Annotated in this window: 16 protein-coding genes; 13 read left to right on the top strand and 3 right to left on the bottom strand. The window is 72.3% G+C overall.

What is annotated here, in order from left to right; translation table 11 throughout:
* The first annotated feature begins 33 nt into the window (after positions 1-33).
* The 11 genes from ACIRRH_RS35210 (at position 34) to ACIRRH_RS35260 (ending at position 14,006) form a co-directional block, all read left to right on the top strand.
* A complete protein-coding gene (locus ACIRRH_RS35210) occupies positions 34-975 on the top strand; it encodes an ABC transporter permease (protein ID WP_403075646.1) in 942 nt (313 codons plus the stop codon).
* On the top strand, positions 968-1,777 hold the full coding sequence (locus ACIRRH_RS35215; RefSeq protein ID WP_403075649.1) for an ABC transporter ATP-binding protein: 810 nt from the start codon (positions 968-970) through the stop codon (positions 1,775-1,777). The genes ACIRRH_RS35210 and ACIRRH_RS35215 overlap by 8 nt, the downstream gene beginning before the upstream one ends.
* A 293-nt stretch (positions 1,778-2,070) precedes the next feature.
* On the top strand, positions 2,071-3,033 hold the full coding sequence (gene hpnC / locus ACIRRH_RS35220) for a squalene synthase HpnC (RefSeq protein ID WP_403075651.1): 963 nt from the start codon (positions 2,071-2,073) through the stop codon (positions 3,031-3,033).
* A 41-nt stretch (positions 3,034-3,074) separates the two neighbouring features.
* A complete protein-coding gene (hpnD, locus tag ACIRRH_RS35225; protein ID WP_224281131.1) occupies positions 3,075-3,932 on the top strand; it encodes a presqualene diphosphate synthase HpnD in 858 nt (285 codons plus the stop codon).
* Positions 3,933-4,059: 127 nt separating this feature from the next.
* Positions 4,060-5,493, top strand: coding sequence for a hydroxysqualene dehydroxylase HpnE (hpnE, locus tag ACIRRH_RS35230; protein WP_403075653.1), 1,434 nt, complete (start codon positions 4,060-4,062; stop codon positions 5,491-5,493).
* Between the two features lie 188 nt (positions 5,494-5,681).
* The gene (locus ACIRRH_RS35235; protein WP_374120150.1) at positions 5,682-6,770 is read left to right on the top strand and encodes a polyprenyl synthetase family protein; all 1,089 of its coding nucleotides are present in this window, start codon (positions 5,682-5,684) and stop codon (positions 6,768-6,770) included.
* Positions 6,771-6,777: 7 nt separating this feature from the next.
* A complete protein-coding gene (gene shc / locus ACIRRH_RS35240) occupies positions 6,778-8,859 on the top strand; it encodes a squalene--hopene cyclase (RefSeq protein ID WP_403075656.1) in 2,082 nt (693 codons plus the stop codon).
* A complete protein-coding gene (locus ACIRRH_RS35245; RefSeq protein WP_403075658.1) occupies positions 8,856-9,536 on the top strand; it encodes a 1-hydroxy-2-methyl-2-butenyl 4-diphosphate reductase in 681 nt (226 codons plus the stop codon). The genes shc and ACIRRH_RS35245 overlap by 4 nt, the downstream gene beginning before the upstream one ends.
* Positions 9,537-9,538: 2 nt before the next feature.
* The gene (gene hpnH, locus ACIRRH_RS35250) at positions 9,539-10,567 is read left to right on the top strand and encodes an adenosyl-hopene transferase HpnH (RefSeq protein ID WP_403075661.1); all 1,029 of its coding nucleotides are present in this window, start codon (positions 9,539-9,541) and stop codon (positions 10,565-10,567) included.
* 138 nt (positions 10,568-10,705) lie between these two features.
* A complete protein-coding gene (gene dxs, locus ACIRRH_RS35255) occupies positions 10,706-12,616 on the top strand; it encodes a 1-deoxy-D-xylulose-5-phosphate synthase (RefSeq protein ID WP_403075664.1) in 1,911 nt (636 codons plus the stop codon).
* Entirely contained in the window at positions 12,606-14,006 is a 1,401-nt protein-coding gene (locus tag ACIRRH_RS35260) for an aspartate aminotransferase family protein (RefSeq protein ID WP_403075667.1), read from the top strand. The genes dxs and ACIRRH_RS35260 overlap by 11 nt, the downstream gene beginning before the upstream one ends.
* Before the next feature lie 71 nt (positions 14,007-14,077).
* Here ACIRRH_RS35260 and ACIRRH_RS35265 read toward each other — a convergent pair whose 3' ends face one another.
* Positions 14,078-14,350 (bottom strand): DUF6343 family protein, encoded by a 273-nt coding sequence (locus ACIRRH_RS35265; protein ID WP_403075669.1) that lies wholly within the window; start codon positions 14,348-14,350, stop codon positions 14,078-14,080.
* 75 nt (positions 14,351-14,425) lie between these two features.
* Between ACIRRH_RS35265 and ACIRRH_RS35270 the strand changes: the two genes are divergently transcribed.
* A complete protein-coding gene (locus ACIRRH_RS35270) occupies positions 14,426-14,683 on the top strand; it encodes an I78 family peptidase inhibitor (protein WP_403075670.1) in 258 nt (85 codons plus the stop codon).
* 68 nt (positions 14,684-14,751) lie between these two features.
* Here the strand turns inward: ACIRRH_RS35270 and ACIRRH_RS35275 are convergent, their stop codons facing one another.
* Positions 14,752-15,414, bottom strand: a complete 663-nt coding sequence (locus tag ACIRRH_RS35275; RefSeq protein WP_403075671.1) for a phosphatase PAP2 family protein — start codon at positions 15,412-15,414, stop codon at positions 14,752-14,754.
* Between the two features lie 378 nt (positions 15,415-15,792).
* The gene (gene fabG / locus ACIRRH_RS35280; RefSeq protein ID WP_403075674.1) at positions 15,793-16,560 is read right to left on the bottom strand and encodes a 3-oxoacyl-ACP reductase FabG; all 768 of its coding nucleotides are present in this window, start codon (positions 16,558-16,560) and stop codon (positions 15,793-15,795) included.
* Between the two features lie 446 nt (positions 16,561-17,006).
* Here fabG and ACIRRH_RS35285 point away from each other — a divergent pair, with 446 nt between their 5' ends.
* Positions 17,007-17,831 (top strand): MarR family winged helix-turn-helix transcriptional regulator, encoded by an 825-nt coding sequence (locus ACIRRH_RS35285; protein ID WP_403075677.1) that lies wholly within the window; start codon positions 17,007-17,009, stop codon positions 17,829-17,831.
* Positions 17,832-17,915: the final 84 nt, after the last annotated feature.

The raw sequence follows: 17,915 nt of genomic DNA on the forward strand, positions 1-17,915 counted from the left end.
GCCGCCCCGACCGATCCCGCATGAAGGACGAATGTGTCGACAGTGAGTGAACCCGTCAGCCTCTCGGCCCCCAGAGGGGCGGACGCGGGCCTGACCCCCAAGCAGCTTGCGGCCAAGTACGGTCTGGCGGTGAGCGGTGCCCGTCCCGGCCTGTTCGCCTACTCCAAGCAGCTCTGGGCCCGGCGCCACTTCATCTGGGCCTTCGCCACCGCCCGCCTGGTGGCCCAGTACACCAACGCCAAGCTCGGCCAGCTGTGGCAGGTGGTGACCCCGCTGCTCAACTGCGCGGTGTTCTACCTGGTCTTCGGCGTGATCCTGGCGAGCAAGCAGGGCTTCCCGGACAACACCTACATCGCCTGGCTGTGCATCGGCGTCTTCGTCTTCCAGTTCACCCAGAACGCGGTGCAGGCTGGCACCCGGGCGATCTCCGACAACCTCGGGCTGATCCGGGCGCTGCACTTCCCCCGGGCCAGCCTCCCGATCGCCTTCACCGTGATCCAGCTCCAGCAGCTGCTGATCTCCATGGTCGTCCTGGTCGTCACCGTGCTCGCCGCCGGCATCACCCCGGGCCGGACCTGGCTGCTGATCATCCCGGCGCTGCTCCTGCAGACGCTCTTCAACACCGGCATCTCGCTGGTGATGGCCCGGATCGGCTCCAGGACCAGCGACATCTCCCAGCTGATCCCCTTCGTGATGCGCGCCTGGATGTTCCTGTCCGGTGTGATGTTCAGCATCCAGGACAAGATCACCCACTGGCCGCACTACATCCAGACGCTGATGGCGGCCAACCCGGCGTCGGTCTACATGGACCTGCTGCGGCACGCCTTCGCGCCGGTCATCTACAACCCGCACCAGCCGGTGCACCAGACCCTCCCGCCGCACCTGTGGGTGTACGGCCTCGGGTGGGGCGTGGGCATGTTCGTCGTCGGATACGTCTTCTTCTGGAAGGCCGAGGAGGAGTACGGCCGTGGCTGACATCGACCTGAACACCAGCGACACCGTCCCGGACGCGGACGTGGCCCGCGAGCCCACCGTCGTCGTCGACGACGTGCACATCGTCTACAAGGTGCACGGCGCCGGCTCCGGCAAGGGCAGCGCCACCTCGGCGCTGAGCCGCATCATCAGCCGCAAGCGCGCCGCCGGCGTGCGCGAGGTGCACGCGGTCAGGGGCATCAGCTTCACCGCGTACAAGGGCGAGGCGGTCGGCCTGATCGGCTCCAACGGCTCCGGCAAGTCGACCATGCTGGCCGCCATCGCGGGCCTGCTGCCGACCGAGAAGGGCGGCATCTACACCAACGGCCAGCCCTCGCTGCTGGGCGTCAACGCCGCGCTGATGAACGAGCTCACCGGTGAGCGCAACGTCACCCTCGGCTGCCTGGCGATGGGCATGACCCCGGCCCAGGTGCGGGCGCGCTACCAGGAGATCGTCGACTTCTCCGGCATCAACGACAAGGGCGACTTCATCTCCCTGCCGATGCGCACCTACTCCTCCGGCATGGGCGCCCGGCTGCGGTTCTCGATCGCGGCCGCGAAGACCCACGACGTGCTGCTGATCGACGAGGCCCTCGCCACCGGTGACCAGGCCTTCCAGCAGCGCAGCAAGCGGCGGATCGACGAGCTGCGCAAGTCCGCCGGTACGGTCTTCCTGGTCAGCCACGACAACAACTCGATCCGCGAGGTCTGCGAGCGGACGATATGGATCGAGGCCGGCGAGCTGGTCATGGACGGTCCCACCGAGGAGGTCGTCAGCCGCTACGAGCGCGGCGAGCGACCGTAGTCTCCGCCACTCACACAGGGGCCGGTCCCGGATCCTCCGGGGCCGGCCCTTCGCGTTGCCCGCGCCTCGGGCGCCCCGGGCGGTCCGCCGCCGCGGGGGTGAGCGCCCGGTGCTCCGGGTGGTGCGCCTTTCTCCGGCGCGCCCGGGCGTGTCAGCCTGGTGGTCTCGGGGGCGGTGTGCCGTGCGTGACGCCCGCGCTCGGACGCGTGTCCGAGTCGGGCCGGTCGTGCCAAGCGGTGTAGAACGGGGGAGTGACAGCAGTGTCGGCTTCGGCCCAGCCCAGAGATACGCCGGTGAACAGTTCCGTAGGACAGACCCTGGAGAAGGCGGGCGCGGAGAACTTCCCGGTCGCCCCGTTCTTCCTGCCCGCGGCCTGGCGCGACGACCTGATGGCGGTGTACGGCTTCGCCCGCCTGGTCGACGACACCGGCGACGGCGACCTGGCCGACCCGGCCGCCACCGCCCGCCTGCTCGGGGTCGAGCAGACGCCCCCCGCCACCCCTTCGGACCAGTCCGGCCCGCCGACTGCGCAGGAGACCGCCTTCCGGCTCGCCCTGCTCGACGGACTGGAGCAGGACCTCGACCGGGTCTTCGAGACCGCACTGCGCTCCGCCGGCGGTTCCGGGGCCGGCCCCGACCGCCCCCGCCACCCGCTGATGAGCGCGCTCGTCCCGCTGGTCGACCGCCGAGGCCTGACCCCCGAACCGTTCCGCCGTCTGATCGAGGCCAACCGGGTGGACCAGACCACCACCCGCTACGCCACCTTCGACGACCTGATCGGCTACTGCACCCTCTCCGCCGACCCGGTCGGCCGCCTCGTGCTGGCCATCGCGGGCGTCTCCACCCCCGAGCGGATCGAGCTCTCGGACGCCGTGTGCAGCGGCCTCCAGGTGGTCGAACACCTCCAGGACGTGGCCGAGGACCTGGCCCACGGCCGGATCTACCTGCCCGCCGAGGACATGGCCCGCTTCGGCGTCACCGAGGCCGACCTCGCGGCCCCCTCCGCCGACGGCGCGGTGCGCGAGCTGATCGCCTTCGAGGTCGAGCGGGCCCGCACCCTGCTCGACCGCGGCGCACCATTGGTGGGTACGGTTCGGGGGAGGCTTCGACTGCTCCTGGCGGGATTCACCGCAGGCGGCTACGCGGCCCTGGCGGCCGTCGAGGACGCCGGGTACGACGTGCTCGCCCAGCAGGCGAAGCCGGACAAGCGCCGCCTCGCAGCGAAGGCGGCGGCCATCTTCGCGAAGGGAAGGTGAACGCCCGAGTGGCGGCATCACCACTGGCGCCGGCCCAGGTCATGGCGGCGTACCGGTACTGCGAGGCAGTCACCGGGCTGCAGGCACGCAACTTCAGCTACGGCATCCGGCTGCTGCCCGAACCCAAGCGGCTGGCCATGTCGGCCCTGTACGCCCTGGCCCGCCGGGTGGACGACATCGGCGACGGCGACCTCCCGGACGACCGCAAGGCCGAGGCTCTGCTACGCACCCGGGAACTGGTGGACGAGGTCCGCTCCGGGGTGGTCGCCGAGGACGACACCGACCCGATCAAGGTCGCCCTGGCCGACGCGGCCCGGCGCTTCCCGATCCCGCTCGGCGGCTTCGACGAGCTGATCGACGGCGTCGAGATGGACCTCAAGGGCGCCGAGTACCAGACCTACGAGGAGCTGAAGGTCTACTGCCGGTGCGTGGCCGGCGCGATCGGCCGGCTCTCGCTGGGCGTCTACGGCTGCGACGACCCGGAGCTCGGGGCGCGCTACGCGGACACCCTGGGCCTGGCGCTGCAGCTCACCAACATCCTGCGCGACCTGCGCGAGGACGCCCTGAACGGCCGCACCTACCTGCCCGCCGAGGACCTGGTCCGGTTCGGCTGCGAGCAGGGCTTCGCACTGCCCGAGCCGCCGCTCGGCGCGGACTTCACCGGCCTGGTGGCCTTCGAGGCCGCCCGCGCCCAGGCGGCCTTCGAGGAGGGGCTGCGGCTGCTGCCGATGCTCGACCGCCGCAGCCGCGCCTGCACCGCCGCGATGGCCGGGATCTACCACCGGCTGCTCGGCCGGATCGCCGCAGACCCGGAGTCGGTGCTGCGCGGCCGGGTCTCGCTGCCGGGCTGGGAGAAGGCGTACGTGGCGCTTTCCGGGCTCGCCGGGGGGCGTTCTTGATTCTCGCGACAGTTCTGTCACGCTGTGTCAGCGGGGAATCACGAGCGGGCAGTTCCGTGTTGACCGAGCGAGTACCGGCTTCAGCGACCGCCTGCGGGCGGTCCACCGACTGCGAGGGGGAGGGCCGATGACCGGGCGAGCCGATGCTGCCTGCCCGGCGGCCGTCGTGGTCGGCGGCGGCCTGGCCGGGATCACCACCGCACTGCGTCTTGCCGAGGCGGGCCACCGGGTCACCCTCGCGGAGGGCCGGCCCCGGCTCGGCGGCCTGGCCTTCTCCTTCCGGCGCGGCGAGCTGACGGTCGACAACGGCCAGCACGTCTACCTGCGCTGCTGCACCGCCTACCGGGGCCTGCTGGAGCGCCTCGGCGCCACCCGGCTGGTCCACCTCCAGGACCGCCTCGACATCCCGGTACTCGCCGTCACCGGGCCCGAGGCCGCCCCGGTGCGCACCCTCGGCCGGCTGCGCCGGGCCGGCCTGCCCGTCCCGCTGCACCTGGCCGACAGCCTGGCCCGCTACCCGCACCTGTCCCCGGCCGACCGGGTCCGGGTGGTCCGCGGCGCGCTCGCCCTGCAGCGCCTGGACCTCGCCGACCCGGCACTGGACGGGGTCTCCTTCGGCGAGTGGCTGCGCCGCAACGGGCAGAACGCCGCCACCCAGGCCGCCCTGTGGGACCTGGTCGGCGTCGCCACCCTGAACGCCCGGGCCGACCAGGTGTCGATGGCGCTCGCCGGGATGGTGTTCAAGACCGGCCTGCTCTCCGACCCGGGCGCCTCGGACATCGGCATCGCCGCCGTTCCGCTCGGCACGATCCACCACGACCGGGCGCTCGCCGAGCTTGAGCGGGCCGGAGTCCGGGTGCTGCTGCGGGCCCGAGTGGCCGAGCTGAAGCCGGCCGCGCCGCAGCACGCCGTCCGGCTGGAGGGCGGGGAACTGCTCACCGCCGAGACCGTCGTGCTGGCCGGCGCCCAGGACAGCGCGGCCGCGCTGCTGCCGCCGAACGCGATCCCCGGGCAGGAGCGGCTGGCCGGTTTCGGCACCGCGCCGATCCTCAACGTGCACGTGATCTACGACCGCAAGGTGCTGCGCCGTCCGTTCTTCGCCGCGCTCGGCTCCCCGGTTCAGTGGGTCTTCGACCGCACCGCGCACTCCGGCCTGGCCGCCACCGGGCTGGGCCGGGCCCACCCGGGCGCCCAGTACCTGGCGCTGTCGCAGTCCGCCGTGCAGGACGAGATCGACCTGCCGGTCGCCGAGCTGCGCCGCCGCTACCTGCCCGAGCTGGGCCGGCTGCTGCCGGCCGCGGCCCAGGCAGAGGTGCTGGACTTCTTCGTCACCCGGGAGCGCACCGCGACCTTCGACCCGGCCCCGGGCAACGGGGCGCTGCGCCCGTCGGCCCGCACCGAGGTTCCCGGCCTGCTGCTGGCCGGCTCGTGGACGGCCACCGGCTGGCCCGCGACCATGGAGGGGGCCGTGCGCAGCGGCCACGCCGCGGCCGACGCCGCGCTCGCCGCGGCCGGCACCCGGGTGCCGGTGGACCGCGGCGACGGGAGGTGGCCCAGGTGACGGCGGGCCCCGCCGCCGGAGAGCCCGCCAGAGCCGACGGGCGTACCGTCGAGCGCATCGGCGCAACCACCGGGAGCGGTCCGGCCGGCCGCACCGGCACCACCGGCACCACTCGATTCGACACCGGCCGCACCGACAACACCCGGCCGCCCCGTGCGGTCCGGCACCACGAGGGAGAGGGAACGCACGTGGAGTCACGCACCGGCTTCGCCGTCGGAGGCACGGCGCACGCCGAACCGGTCTCGGTGCCGGAGCTGCTCGCCCGCAGCCGTACGCTCTGCACCCCGCCACTACGGGCCGCGGTCGCCCGTTTGGCTGCACCCATGGAGACCGTCGCCGCCTACCACTTCGGCTGGATCGACCGGGACGGCACCCCGGTGACGGGGGACGGCGGCAAGGCCGTGCGCCCGGCGCTGGCGCTGCTGTCCGCCCGGGCCACCGGCGCGGAGGCCGAGGTGGGGGTGCCGGGCGGAGTTGCGGTTGAACTGGTGCACAACTTCTCCCTCCTTCATGATGATCTGATGGACGGTGACGAGACCCGGCGGCACCGGGCCACCGCCTGGACGGTCTTCGGGCCGGCCCAGGCGATCCTGGTCGGTGACGCCCTGGCGACACTCGGCACGGAGGTGCTGCTCGACGCCGCGGTGACCGGTGGCACGAGCGCCACCGACGCCGCGCGCGCCGTCCGACTGCTCACCACGGCGACCCGCCGGCTGATCGACGGCCAGGCCATGGACGTCGCCTTCGAACAGCGCGACAGCGTCACGGTCGCCGAGTGCCTGGAGATGGAGGGCGGCAAGACGGCGGCACTGCTGGCCGCCGCCTCGGCGATCGGCGCCGTCCTGGCCGGTGCGGACGACAAGGTCTCCGGCGCGCTCCAGCGCTACGGCCACCACCTCGGTCTGGCCTTCCAGGCGGTGGACGACCTGCTCGGCATCTGGGGTGCCACCGAGGTCACCGGCAAGCCCCACTGGGGAGACCTGCGCCAGCGCAAGAAGTCCCTGCCGGTGGCCGCCGCACTGGCCGAGGGCGGAGCGGCCTCGCGTCGGCTCGCCGAGGAACTGGCCGACCCGAAGGGACGCGGGGAAGAGAGTGAGCCCGAGCTCGCCGCCCGGGCCGCGCTGATCGAGGAGGCCGGCGGCCGGGCCTGGACCCAGGAGGAGGCCCGCCGCCAGCACACGACTGCCCTCGCCGCCCTGGACGAGGTGCCCATGTCCGACGAGGTGCGCGAGCACTTCGTCGCACTCGCCGAATTCGTGGTGGTACGAGAGAGGTGACGTTACGTTGACAGCAACCGCGGACGGCCGGCTCGACCCTGAGTACGATTCCGAGCCGGTCGCGGTGGGCGACCGCCCCCCGGCCCTGCTGGGCGCGGGGCGGCGGCAGCCCGAGGACACCGGCCAGCTCCGGCCGGCCGGTGAGGCGGACCTCCGACCGGCCGACGCGCGGGAGGCCCTGGCCCGCGCCACCACCCACCTGCTCTCCCTGCAGTCTTCGGAGGGCTGGTGGAAGGGTGACCTGGAGACGAACGTCACCATGGACGCCGAGGACTTACTGCTCCGCCAGTTCCTGGGAATCCGCACCGAGGAGCAGACCCACGCCACCGCCGAGTGGATCCGCTCCCAGCAGCGCGAGGACGGCACCTGGTCCACCTTCCACGGCGGTCCGCCCGAACTGTCCACCACGGTCGAGGCCTACGTCGCGCTCAAGCTGGCCGGCGACGACCCGGACGCCCCGCACATGCTGGCCGCCGCGCGCTACGTCCGCTCCGCCGGCGGCATCGCCGCCGCCCGGGTGTTCACCCGGATCTGGCTCGCACTGTTCGGCTGGTGGCCCTGGGAGCGGCTGCCCGAGATGCCGCCCGAGATCATCTTCCTGCCCAAGTGGCTGCCGCTGAACATCTACGCCTTCGGCTGCTGGGCCCGCCAGACCATCGTCCCGCTGACCGTCGTCTCGTCCCACCGCCCGGTCCGTCCGGCCCCCTTCGCGCTCACCGAGCTGCACACCGACCCGGACGACCCGTACCCCCACCGGCCGCTCGCCCCCGCCACCACCTGGGACGGCCTCTTCGAGCGCCTCGACAAGGCGCTGCACGCCTACCACCGCCGGGCCTTCCGCCCGCTGCGCCGGCTCGCCGTCTCGCAGGCCTGCCGCTGGATCGTCGAACGGCAGGAGGCCGACGGCTGCTGGGGCGGCATCCAGCCCCCCGCCGTCTACTCGCTGATCGCCCTGCACCTGGAGGGTTACGAGCTGGAGCACCCGGTGGTGAAGGCCGGGCTCTCCTCCTTCGACCGCTTCACCGTGCACACCGAGGACGGCAAACGCTGGCTGGAAGCCTGCCAGTCCCCGGTCTGGGACACCTGCCTGGCCACCATCGCCCTGGTCGACGCCGGGGTGCCGGCCGACCACCCGGCGCTGGTCTCCGCCGTGGACTGGATGCTCGGCGAGGAGATCCGCAAGCGCGGCGACTGGGCCGTCCAGCGGCCCGGGCTCGCCCCCGGCGGCTGGGCCTTCGAGTTCGAGAACGACACCTACCCCGACATCGACGACACCGCCGAGGTGGTGCTCGCGCTGCGCCGGGTCGCCCACCCCGACCCGGCCAGGGTCGACGCGGCGGTGGACCGGGGCGTGCTGTGGAACCTCGGCATGCAGTCCAAGAACGGCGCCTGGGGCGCCTTCGACGTGGACAACACCAGCACGCTGCCCAACAAGCTGCCGTTCTGCGACTTCGGCGAGGTGGTCGACCCGCCGTCCGCCGACGTCACCGCGCACGTGGTGGAGATGCTCGCCGAGACCGGCCGCTCCCGCGACCCGCGGACCAGGCGCGGCATCGAGTGGCTGCTGCGCAACCAGGAGGCGGACGGCTCCTGGTTCGGCCGCTGGGGCACCAACTACATCTACGGAACCGGCTCGGTGCTGCCCGCCCTGGTGGCGGCCGGCGTCCCGGACGAGCACCCGGCGATCCGCCGGGCGGTGCGCTGGCTGGAGGACCGGCAGAACGCCGACGGTGGCTGGGGCGAGGACATGCGCTCCTACGACGACCCGGCGCGCTGGGCCGGGCGCGGCGACTCCACCGCCTCGCAGACCGCGTGGGCGCTGATGGCGCTGCTCGCGGCCGGCGAGGGGCCGCAGTGCCGGGCCAACCCGGCGGTCGAACGCGGCGTGGAGTGGCTGGTGCGCACCCAGCTCCCCGAGGGCACCTGGGACGAACCGCAGTTCACCGGCACCGGCTTCCCGTGGGACTTCTCCATCAACTACCACCTGTACCGGCTGGTCTTCCCGGTCACCGCGCTCGGCCGCTACCTCAACGGCACCCCGGGCACGAGCCGGGCCGACGGCGCCCCGGCGATCGGGGTGGCGCGGTGACCACCGCGCCCCTGCTGGTGCTCTGCGCCCTGGGCCCCGAGGTCTGGGCCCTGCGCGGCGGGGACTGGCGCGGCGCGGCCGGCGGATCCCCGGTGCTGGTGCGCACCGGGGTCGGCCGGCGGCGCGCCGGGACGGCCGTCCGGCGGCTGCTCGGCTCCGCCCCCACCGGCTACGGCGCCGTGGTGGTGGCCGGCTTCGGCGCCGCGCTCGGCCCGGGCGTGCTGCCCGGCGACGTGGTCGCCGCCGACGGAGTGCGCGACGCCGAGGGCCACCTGTACCCGCTCGACTCCGGGGCGGAGCTCGGCCGGGCGCTGAAGGAGCGCGGCCTGACCGTGCACACCGGGGTGCACCACACCGCCGACCACGTGGTGCGCGGCCTCGAACGGCGGGCGCTGCACCTCCAGGGTGCGCTCGCCGTCGACATGGAGGCCGCCGCCGTCCTTGCCACGCTGCGCGAGGTGCGGTCCACGCTGCCGACGGCCGTCCTGCGGGTGGTGGTGGACACGCCCGAGCACGAGCTGCTGCGGCCCGGCACCCTCCCGGCCGGGGTGCGAGCCTGGCGGACCCTGCGGGCGACGGTACCCGCCCTGGTCGACTGGTACCGGCAGGAGTGCGCGCCCGGCTCCGCAGACCTGAACCACCCCACATCCTCGACGCTCCCCCAGGAGGCGAGCTAGCCATGGCCATGCCGTTGCGCCAGACCGTGCGGGTCGGCACCTACCTCATGCAGCAGAAGCTGCTCAAGCGCCGGGACAAGTTCCCGCTGATCGTGGAGCTGGAACCGCTCTTCGCCTGCAACCTCGCCTGCGAGGGCTGCGGCAAGATCCAGCACCCGGCGGGCGTCCTGAAGCAGCGGATGCCCGTCGCCCAGGCGGTCGGCGCGGTCCTGGAGTCGGGTGCCCCGATGGTCTCGATCGCAGGCGGCGAGCCGCTGATGCACCCGCAGATCGACGAGATCGTCCGGCAGCTGGTCGAGCGCCGCAAGTACGTGTTCCTCTGCACCAACGCGCTGCTGCTGCGCAAGAAGATCGACAAGTTCGAGCCCTCGCCGTACTTCACCTTCGCCGTGCACATCGACGGCATGCGCGAGCGGCACGACGAGTCGGTGGCCAAGGAGGGCACCTTCGACGAGGCGGTGGCCGCGATCAAGGAGGCCAAGCGGCGCGGCTTCCGGGTCACCACCAACAGCACCTTCTTCAACACCGACACCCCGCAGACCGTCATCGAGGTGCTGGACTACCTCAACGACGAGCTCAAGGTGGACGAGATGATGATCTCGCCCGCCTACGCCTACGAGAAGGCCCCCGACCAGGAGCACTTCCTCGGCGTCGAGCAGACCAGGGAGCTCTTCCGCAAGGCCTTCGCCGGCGGCAACCGCAAGCGCTGGCGGCTCAACCACAGCCCGCTCTTCCTGGACTTCCTGGAGGGCAAGGCCGACTTCGAGTGCACCCCCTGGGGCATCCCCAACTACTCGCTGTTCGGCTGGCAGCGGCCCTGCTACCTGATGGCCGACGGCTACGTGCCGACCTACCGCGAACTGGTCGAGAAGACCGACTGGAGCAAGTACGGCCGAGGCAGGGACCCGCGCTGCGAGAACTGCATGGCCCACTGCGGCTACGAGCCGACCGCCGTCCTCGCGACCATGGGCTCGCTCCAGCAGTCGCTGCGCGCCATCACCGAGACCCTCAGCGGCAACCAGGGCCGCTGAACCGGGAGTTGACCCCCAGGCCGGCACCCCGGCCCGGGCCTCCGCGCCCGGGTCGGCTCCGTCCCCGAACCAGGCCGGGCTCCGTCCCCGGGCCGGGCGGAGGCACCACCGCACCGCTCCGAGTCGTGAGGTGTACCCATGTCAATGCTCTCCCGCGTCACGTCCCCGGCCGAGCTGCGCAAGCTCCCGACGGCCGAGCTCCCGCTGCTCGCCGACGAGATCCGCGACTTCCTGATCGACGCCGTCACCCGCACCGGCGGCCACCTCGGGCCCAACCTCGGCGTGGTGGAGCTGACGATCGCGCTGCACCGGGTCTTCGACTCACCGTACGACCGGATCGTCTTCGACACCGGCCACCAGAGCTACGTCCACAAACTGCTCACCGGCCGCCAGGACTTCAGCCGGCTGCGGATGCGCGGCGGCCTCTCCGGGTACCCGTCGCGGGGGGAGTCCGAGCACGACCTGGTCGAGAACTCGCACGCCTCCACCGCGCTCTCCTACGCCGACGGCCTGGCCAAGGCCGCCCGACTGCTCGGCCAGCACGACCGGCACACCGTCGCGGTGATCGGCGACGGAGCGCTCACCGGCGGGCTCGCCTGGGAGGCGCTCAACAACATCGCCGAGGCCCGCGACCGGCCGCTGGTCATCGTCGTCAACGACAACGAGCGCTCCTACGCCAGGACCATCGGCGGCCTCGCCAACCACCTGGCCACCCTGCGCACCACCCAGGGCTACGAGCGCTTCCTCGCCCTCGGCAAGGAGGCCCTGCAGCGCACCCCGCTGGTCGGCCAGCCGATCTTCGACGCGTTGCACGGCGCCAAGAAGGGGTTCAAGGACGCCTTCGCCCCGCAGGGCATGTTCGAGGACCTCGGCCTCAAGTACCTCGGGCCGATCGACGGCCACGACCTGGGCGCGGTCGAGCAGGCGCTGCGCCAGGCCCGCAACTTCGGCGGGCCGGTCATCGTGCACTGCCTGACCGTCAAGGGGCGCGGCTACCGGCCGGCCGAGCAGGACGAGGCCGACCGCTTCCACGCCGTCAACCCGATCGACCCGTACACCTGCCTGCCGATCTCGCCCAGCGGCGGCGTCTCCTGGACCTCGGTGTTCGGGGACGAGCTGGTCACCCTCGGCGCCGAGCGGCCGGACCTGGTGGCGATCACCGCGGCCATGCTCCAGCCGGTGGGCCTGGCCCCGTTCGCGAAGGCCTACCCGGTGCGGACCTTCGACGTCGGGATCGCCGAGCAGCATGCCGTCACCAGCGCGGCGGGGCTGGCCACCGGCGGGCTCCACCCGGTGGTCGCGGTGTACGCGACCTTCCTCAACCGGGCCTTCGACCAGGTCCTGATGGACGTCGCCCTGCACAAACTGGGCGTCACCTTCGTGCTCGACCGCTCCGGGGTGACCGGGCCGGACGGCGCCTCGCACAACGGCATGTGGGACATGTCGATCCTCCAGGTCGTCCCCGGCCTGCGGCTCGCCGCGCCGCGCGACGCCGAACAGCTGCGCGTCCAGCTGCGCGAGGCCGTCGAGGTCGAGGACGCCCCGACCGTCGTGCGCTTCCCGAAGGGGAACGTCGGGCCCGCCGTGCCGGCCGTCGAACGGATCGGCGGGGTGGACGTGCTGCTGCGCACCGGGCGGGCGCCGGAGATCCTGCTGGTCGCGGTCGGCGCCACCGCCTCCGCCTGCCTGGACGCGGCCCGGCTGCTGCTCGCCGAGGGCTTCACCGCGACCGTGGTCGACCCGCGCTGGGTCAAGCCGGTCGACCCGGTGCTGCCCGAACTGGCGGGCGCCCACCGGCTGGTGGTCACCGTCGAGGACAACGGTCGTACCGGCGGCGTCGGTTCGGCCGTCGCCCAGGCGCTGCGCGACGCCGACGTGGACGTGCCGGTGCGGGTGCTCGGCCTGCCGCAGGAGTTCCTCGACCACGCCTCGCGCGGGGAGATCCTGGAGGAAGCCGGGCTGACCGGGACCGGGGTCGCCGCCCAGACCGCCGTCTTCGCCAAGAACCTGCTACCGACCCGAGGAGCGAACCCGCGCCATGCCGGCTGAACCAGACCGCCCCGACTTCGACCTCGCCGCGCTGATCGCCGAACGCGGCGGCGAGCGCTACGAGTTGCAGAGCCGCTACCTCAACCCGCAGCTGTCGCGGATGCTGCACACCATCGGCTTCGACAAGTACTACGAGCGCGCCCGGGGCCAGTACTTCTACGACGCCGAGGGCAACGAGTACCTCGACATGCTGGCCGGCTTCGGCATCTTCGCGCTCGGCCGCCACCACCCGGTGGTGCGCTCGGCGATCCAGCAGGTGATGGACCTCGACCTTCCGGACCTGCTCCGCTTCGACTGCTCGCCGCTGCCCGGCCTGCTGGCCGAGCGGCTGCTGTCCCACGCGCCCGGACTGGATCGGGTGTTCTTCGGCAACAGCGGCACCGAGGCGGTGGAGACCGCGCTCAAGTTCGCCAGGTACGCCACCGGGCGCCGGCGGATCCTCTACGCCGACCACGCCTTCCACGGACTGACCACCGGCTCGCTCTCGGTCAACGGGGAGAGCGGCTTCCGCAAGGGCTTCGACCCGCTGCTGCCGGACACCGCCATTCCGCTCGGCGACCTCGGCGCACTGGCCAAGGAGTTGAAGCGCGGCGACGTCGCGGGCCTGATCGTCGAGCCGATCCAGGGCAAGGGCGTCCAGGCGCCGCCGCCCGGCTGGCTGCGGGCCGCCCAGGCGCTGCTGCACGAGCACAGGGCGCTGCTGATCTGCGACGAGGTGCAGACCGGCATCGGCCGTACCGGCGTGTTCTTCGCCTACCAGCACGAGGACGGCGTGCTGCCCGACCTGGTCTGCGCGGCCAAGGCACTGTCCGGCGGGTACGTGCCGGTCGGGGCGACGCTCGGCAAGAGCTGGATCTTCGAGAAGGTGTACTCCTCGATGGACCGGGTGCTGGTGCACTCGGCCAGCTTCGGGTCCAACGCCCAGGCCATGGCGGCCGGGCTGGCGACCCTGGAGGTCATGCGCGACGAGCAGGTGGTGGAGAACGCCCGCAAGGTGGGCGACCACTTCCGCGAACGACTGGCCGCACTGGTGGACAAGTACGAGCTGCTCGCCGAGGTGCGCGGCCGCGGGCTGATGATCGGGATCGAGTTCGGCCGGCCCAAGTCGCTCAAGCTGCGCACCGGTTGGACCGCGCTCCAGGCGGCGCGCAAGGGGCTCTTCGCGCAGATGGTGGTGGTGCCGCTGCTGCAACGGCACCGCATCCTGACCCAGGTGTCCGGGGACCACCTGGAAGTGATCAAGCTGATCCCGCCGCTGATCATCACCGAGCGCGATGTGGACCGGTTCGTGGATGCCTTCACCGACATCATGGACGAGGCCCACCGGGGGAGCGGACTGATGTGGGACTTCGGGCGGACGCTGGTCAAGCAGGCGGTCGGCGGCCGCTGAGGCCCGGGAGGCCGGTGGCACGGAGTGGGAGGTCGACCGGGCCGACTTCCCACTCCATGGGAGACACCGCGTCAGAGCTCGGTCCGGCGACGCCGGATGACCACCATGAGATCGACGACGGCGAACAGGGTGAGCAGGCCGCAGGCCACGGCGAAGCCGGTGAGGGTGCCCCGGCTGGGTGCGCCGTAAGCCGGCGAGGCGGCCGCCCAGATGGCGAAGCCCACCGTCGCCAGTGCGAACAGCGGCGTGAAGACGAGTGAGAGCAGGTAGCGGAGCTTGAGGTCGCTGCGGGCGGTGGCCGGCTCGGTGCCGCTGCGCCATCGTCGCGGGGTGGTGGTGCGCATGCCGTTCACCTCCGGACCGCGTGGGTCGGGCTACGATTCCAGCGTACGTCCGAGGAAGCGAGCCGGGGAGGCGCGATGTCGGGTTCGGACGCGGTGGGGGCGGGCTCCGGTGGGGCGGGCTCGGACTCGGATTCGGGTACGGGCGCGGCGGGCCAGGACGGCGAGGGGTACGCGGGGCTGCGGATCGAGCGGGCCCGGGAACTGGCCCGTCGGCACGGCTGGGCGTCGGTCCGGGTGCTGGAGCCGGGGGACCTGATGACCATGGAGTACCGGCAGGGGCGGCTCAACCTCGCGGTGCGCAACGGTGTGGTCGAGCGCAGCTGGGAGGGGTAGGTCCAGCGCGCCTGCGGCGCGGACTCGGCTCGCCCGGTCCGGCTCGTCGGATTCGGTGCGGCTCGGGTTCAGCAGGGCAGGTGCCGGCGGGCGAAGCGTCGGCGCAGCCGCTGTTCGGCGGTGGCGACCAGCGGTTCCAGCAGCGGCAGGGAGAGCAGGACGAGCAGCCCGGCGGCCCAGCCGGCCAGGACGTCGGTGACCCAGTGGGTGCCCAGGTAGACCGTGGTCACGCCGATCGAGCAGGCGGTGGCGGCAGCGATCAGCGCGCCGGTGCGCCGCCAGCGGACCGCGAGGTAGGCGAGCACGCCCCAGGTGACCACCGCGTTGGCGGTGTGGCCGGAGGGGAAGATGGTGCCTCCGGAGAAGAGCTCGGGCGAGCCGACGTACTGGGCGTAGTGCGGGCCGAGCCGGCCGGTGACGATCTTGACCGCGCCGACGGTGACGTTGAGCAACAACAGCGCGATGCCCATGACCAGCAGCGGACGCAGCCGGCCGAGGCGGTGGGCCCGCCAGCCGAGCCAGGCGAAGGCGGCGATCGCCGAGGGCCCGCGCTGCCCGGCGACCACCCAGGTGTCGAGCAGCGGCTCCAGCCGGGGCCACCGCTCGTAGGGGCGCAGCAGGCGGACCGACCAGTCGAGGTCGACCAGTGCGGTGTTGAGCAGGACCCCGGCCAGCACCAGCAGGTAGCCGGCGAGGGTGACGGCGAGCAGGGCGGCCCGCCGTCGGCTCATCGGCGGCCAGCCGGGTTCGCGGCGGTCGGACCCGACCGGGGCGAGGGGGCGCCCGGGGGCGAGGGGGCGTTCCCGGAGACCGGTTTCGGTGCCCCGGCGATCCGGCTCCTGGCGCGGAAGGGGAGCGGGGGTACTTCTGGATTGCACGGGGTGACCCTACCCAGCCGGACAGGGCTATTCCGGTGGTAATTGTCATTTACCCGGGAAATCGACAATTGGGTTGACACGGGATGGTCCGGGGGGTGATTTCCGCTATTCCGTCATCGAAAGTCAGTGTGGTCGTCGAATGATTCTGCAAAAGCCCCGGTAAAGGGAGCGGAGTGGGAGGCCGGTGCGCCCGGCTTCCCACTCCGTGGTAACCCTGTGTAGGTTCCGTGCTCAGTCGAGGGGGCCGCCCGCGACGTAGATCACCTGGCCGGAGACGAAGCCGGCACCCTCGCTCGCGAGGAAGGAGATGGTGTGGGCGACGTCCTCAGGCTGCCCGACCCGCTGGACCGGGATCTGAGAGGCTGCGGCCCGCTTGAAGTCTTCGAAGTCCATGCCGACCCGGGCGGCGGTGGCAGCTGTCATGTCCGTGGCGATGAAGCCGGGGGCGACGGCGTTGGCCGTGATGCCGAACTTGCCCAGCTCGATGGCCAAAGTCTTGGTGAAGCCCTGGAGACCGGCCTTGGCGGCGGAGTAGTTGGCCTGGCCGCGGTTGCCCTGGGCCGAGGACGAGGACAGGTTGACGATGCGGCCGAAACCGGCGTCGACCATGTGCTTCTGCACCGCGCGGGTCATCAGGAAGGCGCCGCGGAGGTGAACGTTCATGACCGTGTCCCAGTCGGACTCGGACATCTTGAAGATCAGGTTGTCGCGGAGTACGCCCGCGTTGTTCACCAGGACGACCGGGGCGCCGAGCTCGGCGGCCACGCGGTCGACGGCGGTCTGGACCTGCTGGGCGTCCGAGACGTCGGCGCCGACGGCCAGCGCCTTGCCGCCGGCGGCGGTGATCCGGTCGACGGTCTCCTTGCCGGCCGCCTCGTCCAGGTCCAGGACGGCGACCGCGTAGCCGTCGGCGGCCAGTCGGACGGCGGTGGCGGCGCCCAGGCCGCGGGCGCCGCCGGTGACGACGGCGACCCGGGGGGCGGTGCTCTGCTCGGTCATGCTCGCTCTCGTCTCTCTCGGGGGTTTCCCTCCGGGGAGAGCCCCCGGAGAGGGTGGCCACACCCTACCGGCGGGTAGGGGAGGCGGCCAGGGTGGAGAGACGCAGGTGACGGTGGGTAAGGACCGACCGGTCGGCTTTCTGCTGAGAACGAGTTACTGCAAGGCCTTCGCAGCGCATAAATATGCCAATGTTGCCGAACCTGCGTCTACTATCCGCCCCTGCCTGCCAGCAACGGCCCGCCGTTTGTATAGTGTCCGCCAGCAGCCACCGGCTGCACGGCTGGAGCGCCCTCCCTCATAGCTGGACGCCCACTCGCCGTTACTGCCCCACCCGGGTGTCCCACACACGCCGGGTGTGACATCGGGACGGATACATGGTGCTGGGGGAGATCCCGACAACCCGCGTGTCTGCGCGACTGCAGCAGTCGCCCGGACACCTCATTCGCGTGGCACAGCAGGTTCACACCCGCTTGTGGTCCGAACACGTCGGAGCCGATCTCACGGCTCCGCAGTTCGCCGTGCTGCTGGTCCTGGCCCTGGAGCCGGGTGCGGACCAGCGGACGGTCGGCGAGCGGGCCTCGCTCGACAAGGCCACGATGGCCGAGATGGTCGCGCGGCTGGTCCGCCGCGGCCTGGTGCTGCGCAGGCGCGACCCGGCCGACGGCCGGCGAAAGCTGTTGGCCCTCTCGCAGAGCGGTGCCCAGGCGGTGCGCGAGGCCACCGGTGGTGTGGTCCGTGTGCAGCGCGTCCTGTTCGAGCCGCTCTCGGCGGAGGAACAGGTCGAGATCGTCCGGGTGATGGCCAAGATAGCCAGGCTGGAGCCCGCGGCGGTCGCCGTCATCGCCGACGCGCGGCCGATACTGGACGCCCAGCGGGCGATCGGCTACCTGATCAGGGTGAGCCAGCAGGTGCACACCAAGCTCTGGTCGGAGCACGTGGGGGCCGAGCTGACGGCTCCGCAGTACGCGGTGCTGGACGCGCTGGAGCTGGAGCCGGGCGCCGACCAGCGCACGGTCGGCGAGCTGGCCTCGCTGGACAAGGCCACGATGGCCGAGATGGTCAGTCGGCTGGTGCGCCGCGGTCTGGTGCAGCGCCGGCGCGACCCCTCGGACGGACGGCGCAACCTGCTCTCGCTCTCACCGGCGGGACAGGACCTGCTGCACCGCTCGGCCGCTGGGGTGGCCGAGGTCCAGCGGCTGCTGCTGGCCCCGCTGGAGGAGGGCGAGCACGAGGCCGGGCTCGCGCTCATCGCGAAGGCGGCCAGGCTCTAGGTCAAGATTTCGCCGCAGTAGCCAAAACGATTCGCCAAAACGCTGAGGGTCCATGGACATGGGCTTTGGCGGATCGGGGTATGC

Source organism: Kitasatospora sp. NPDC101235 (assembly GCF_044767505.1).
Taxonomy (GTDB): domain Bacteria; phylum Actinomycetota; class Actinomycetes; order Streptomycetales; family Streptomycetaceae; genus Kitasatospora.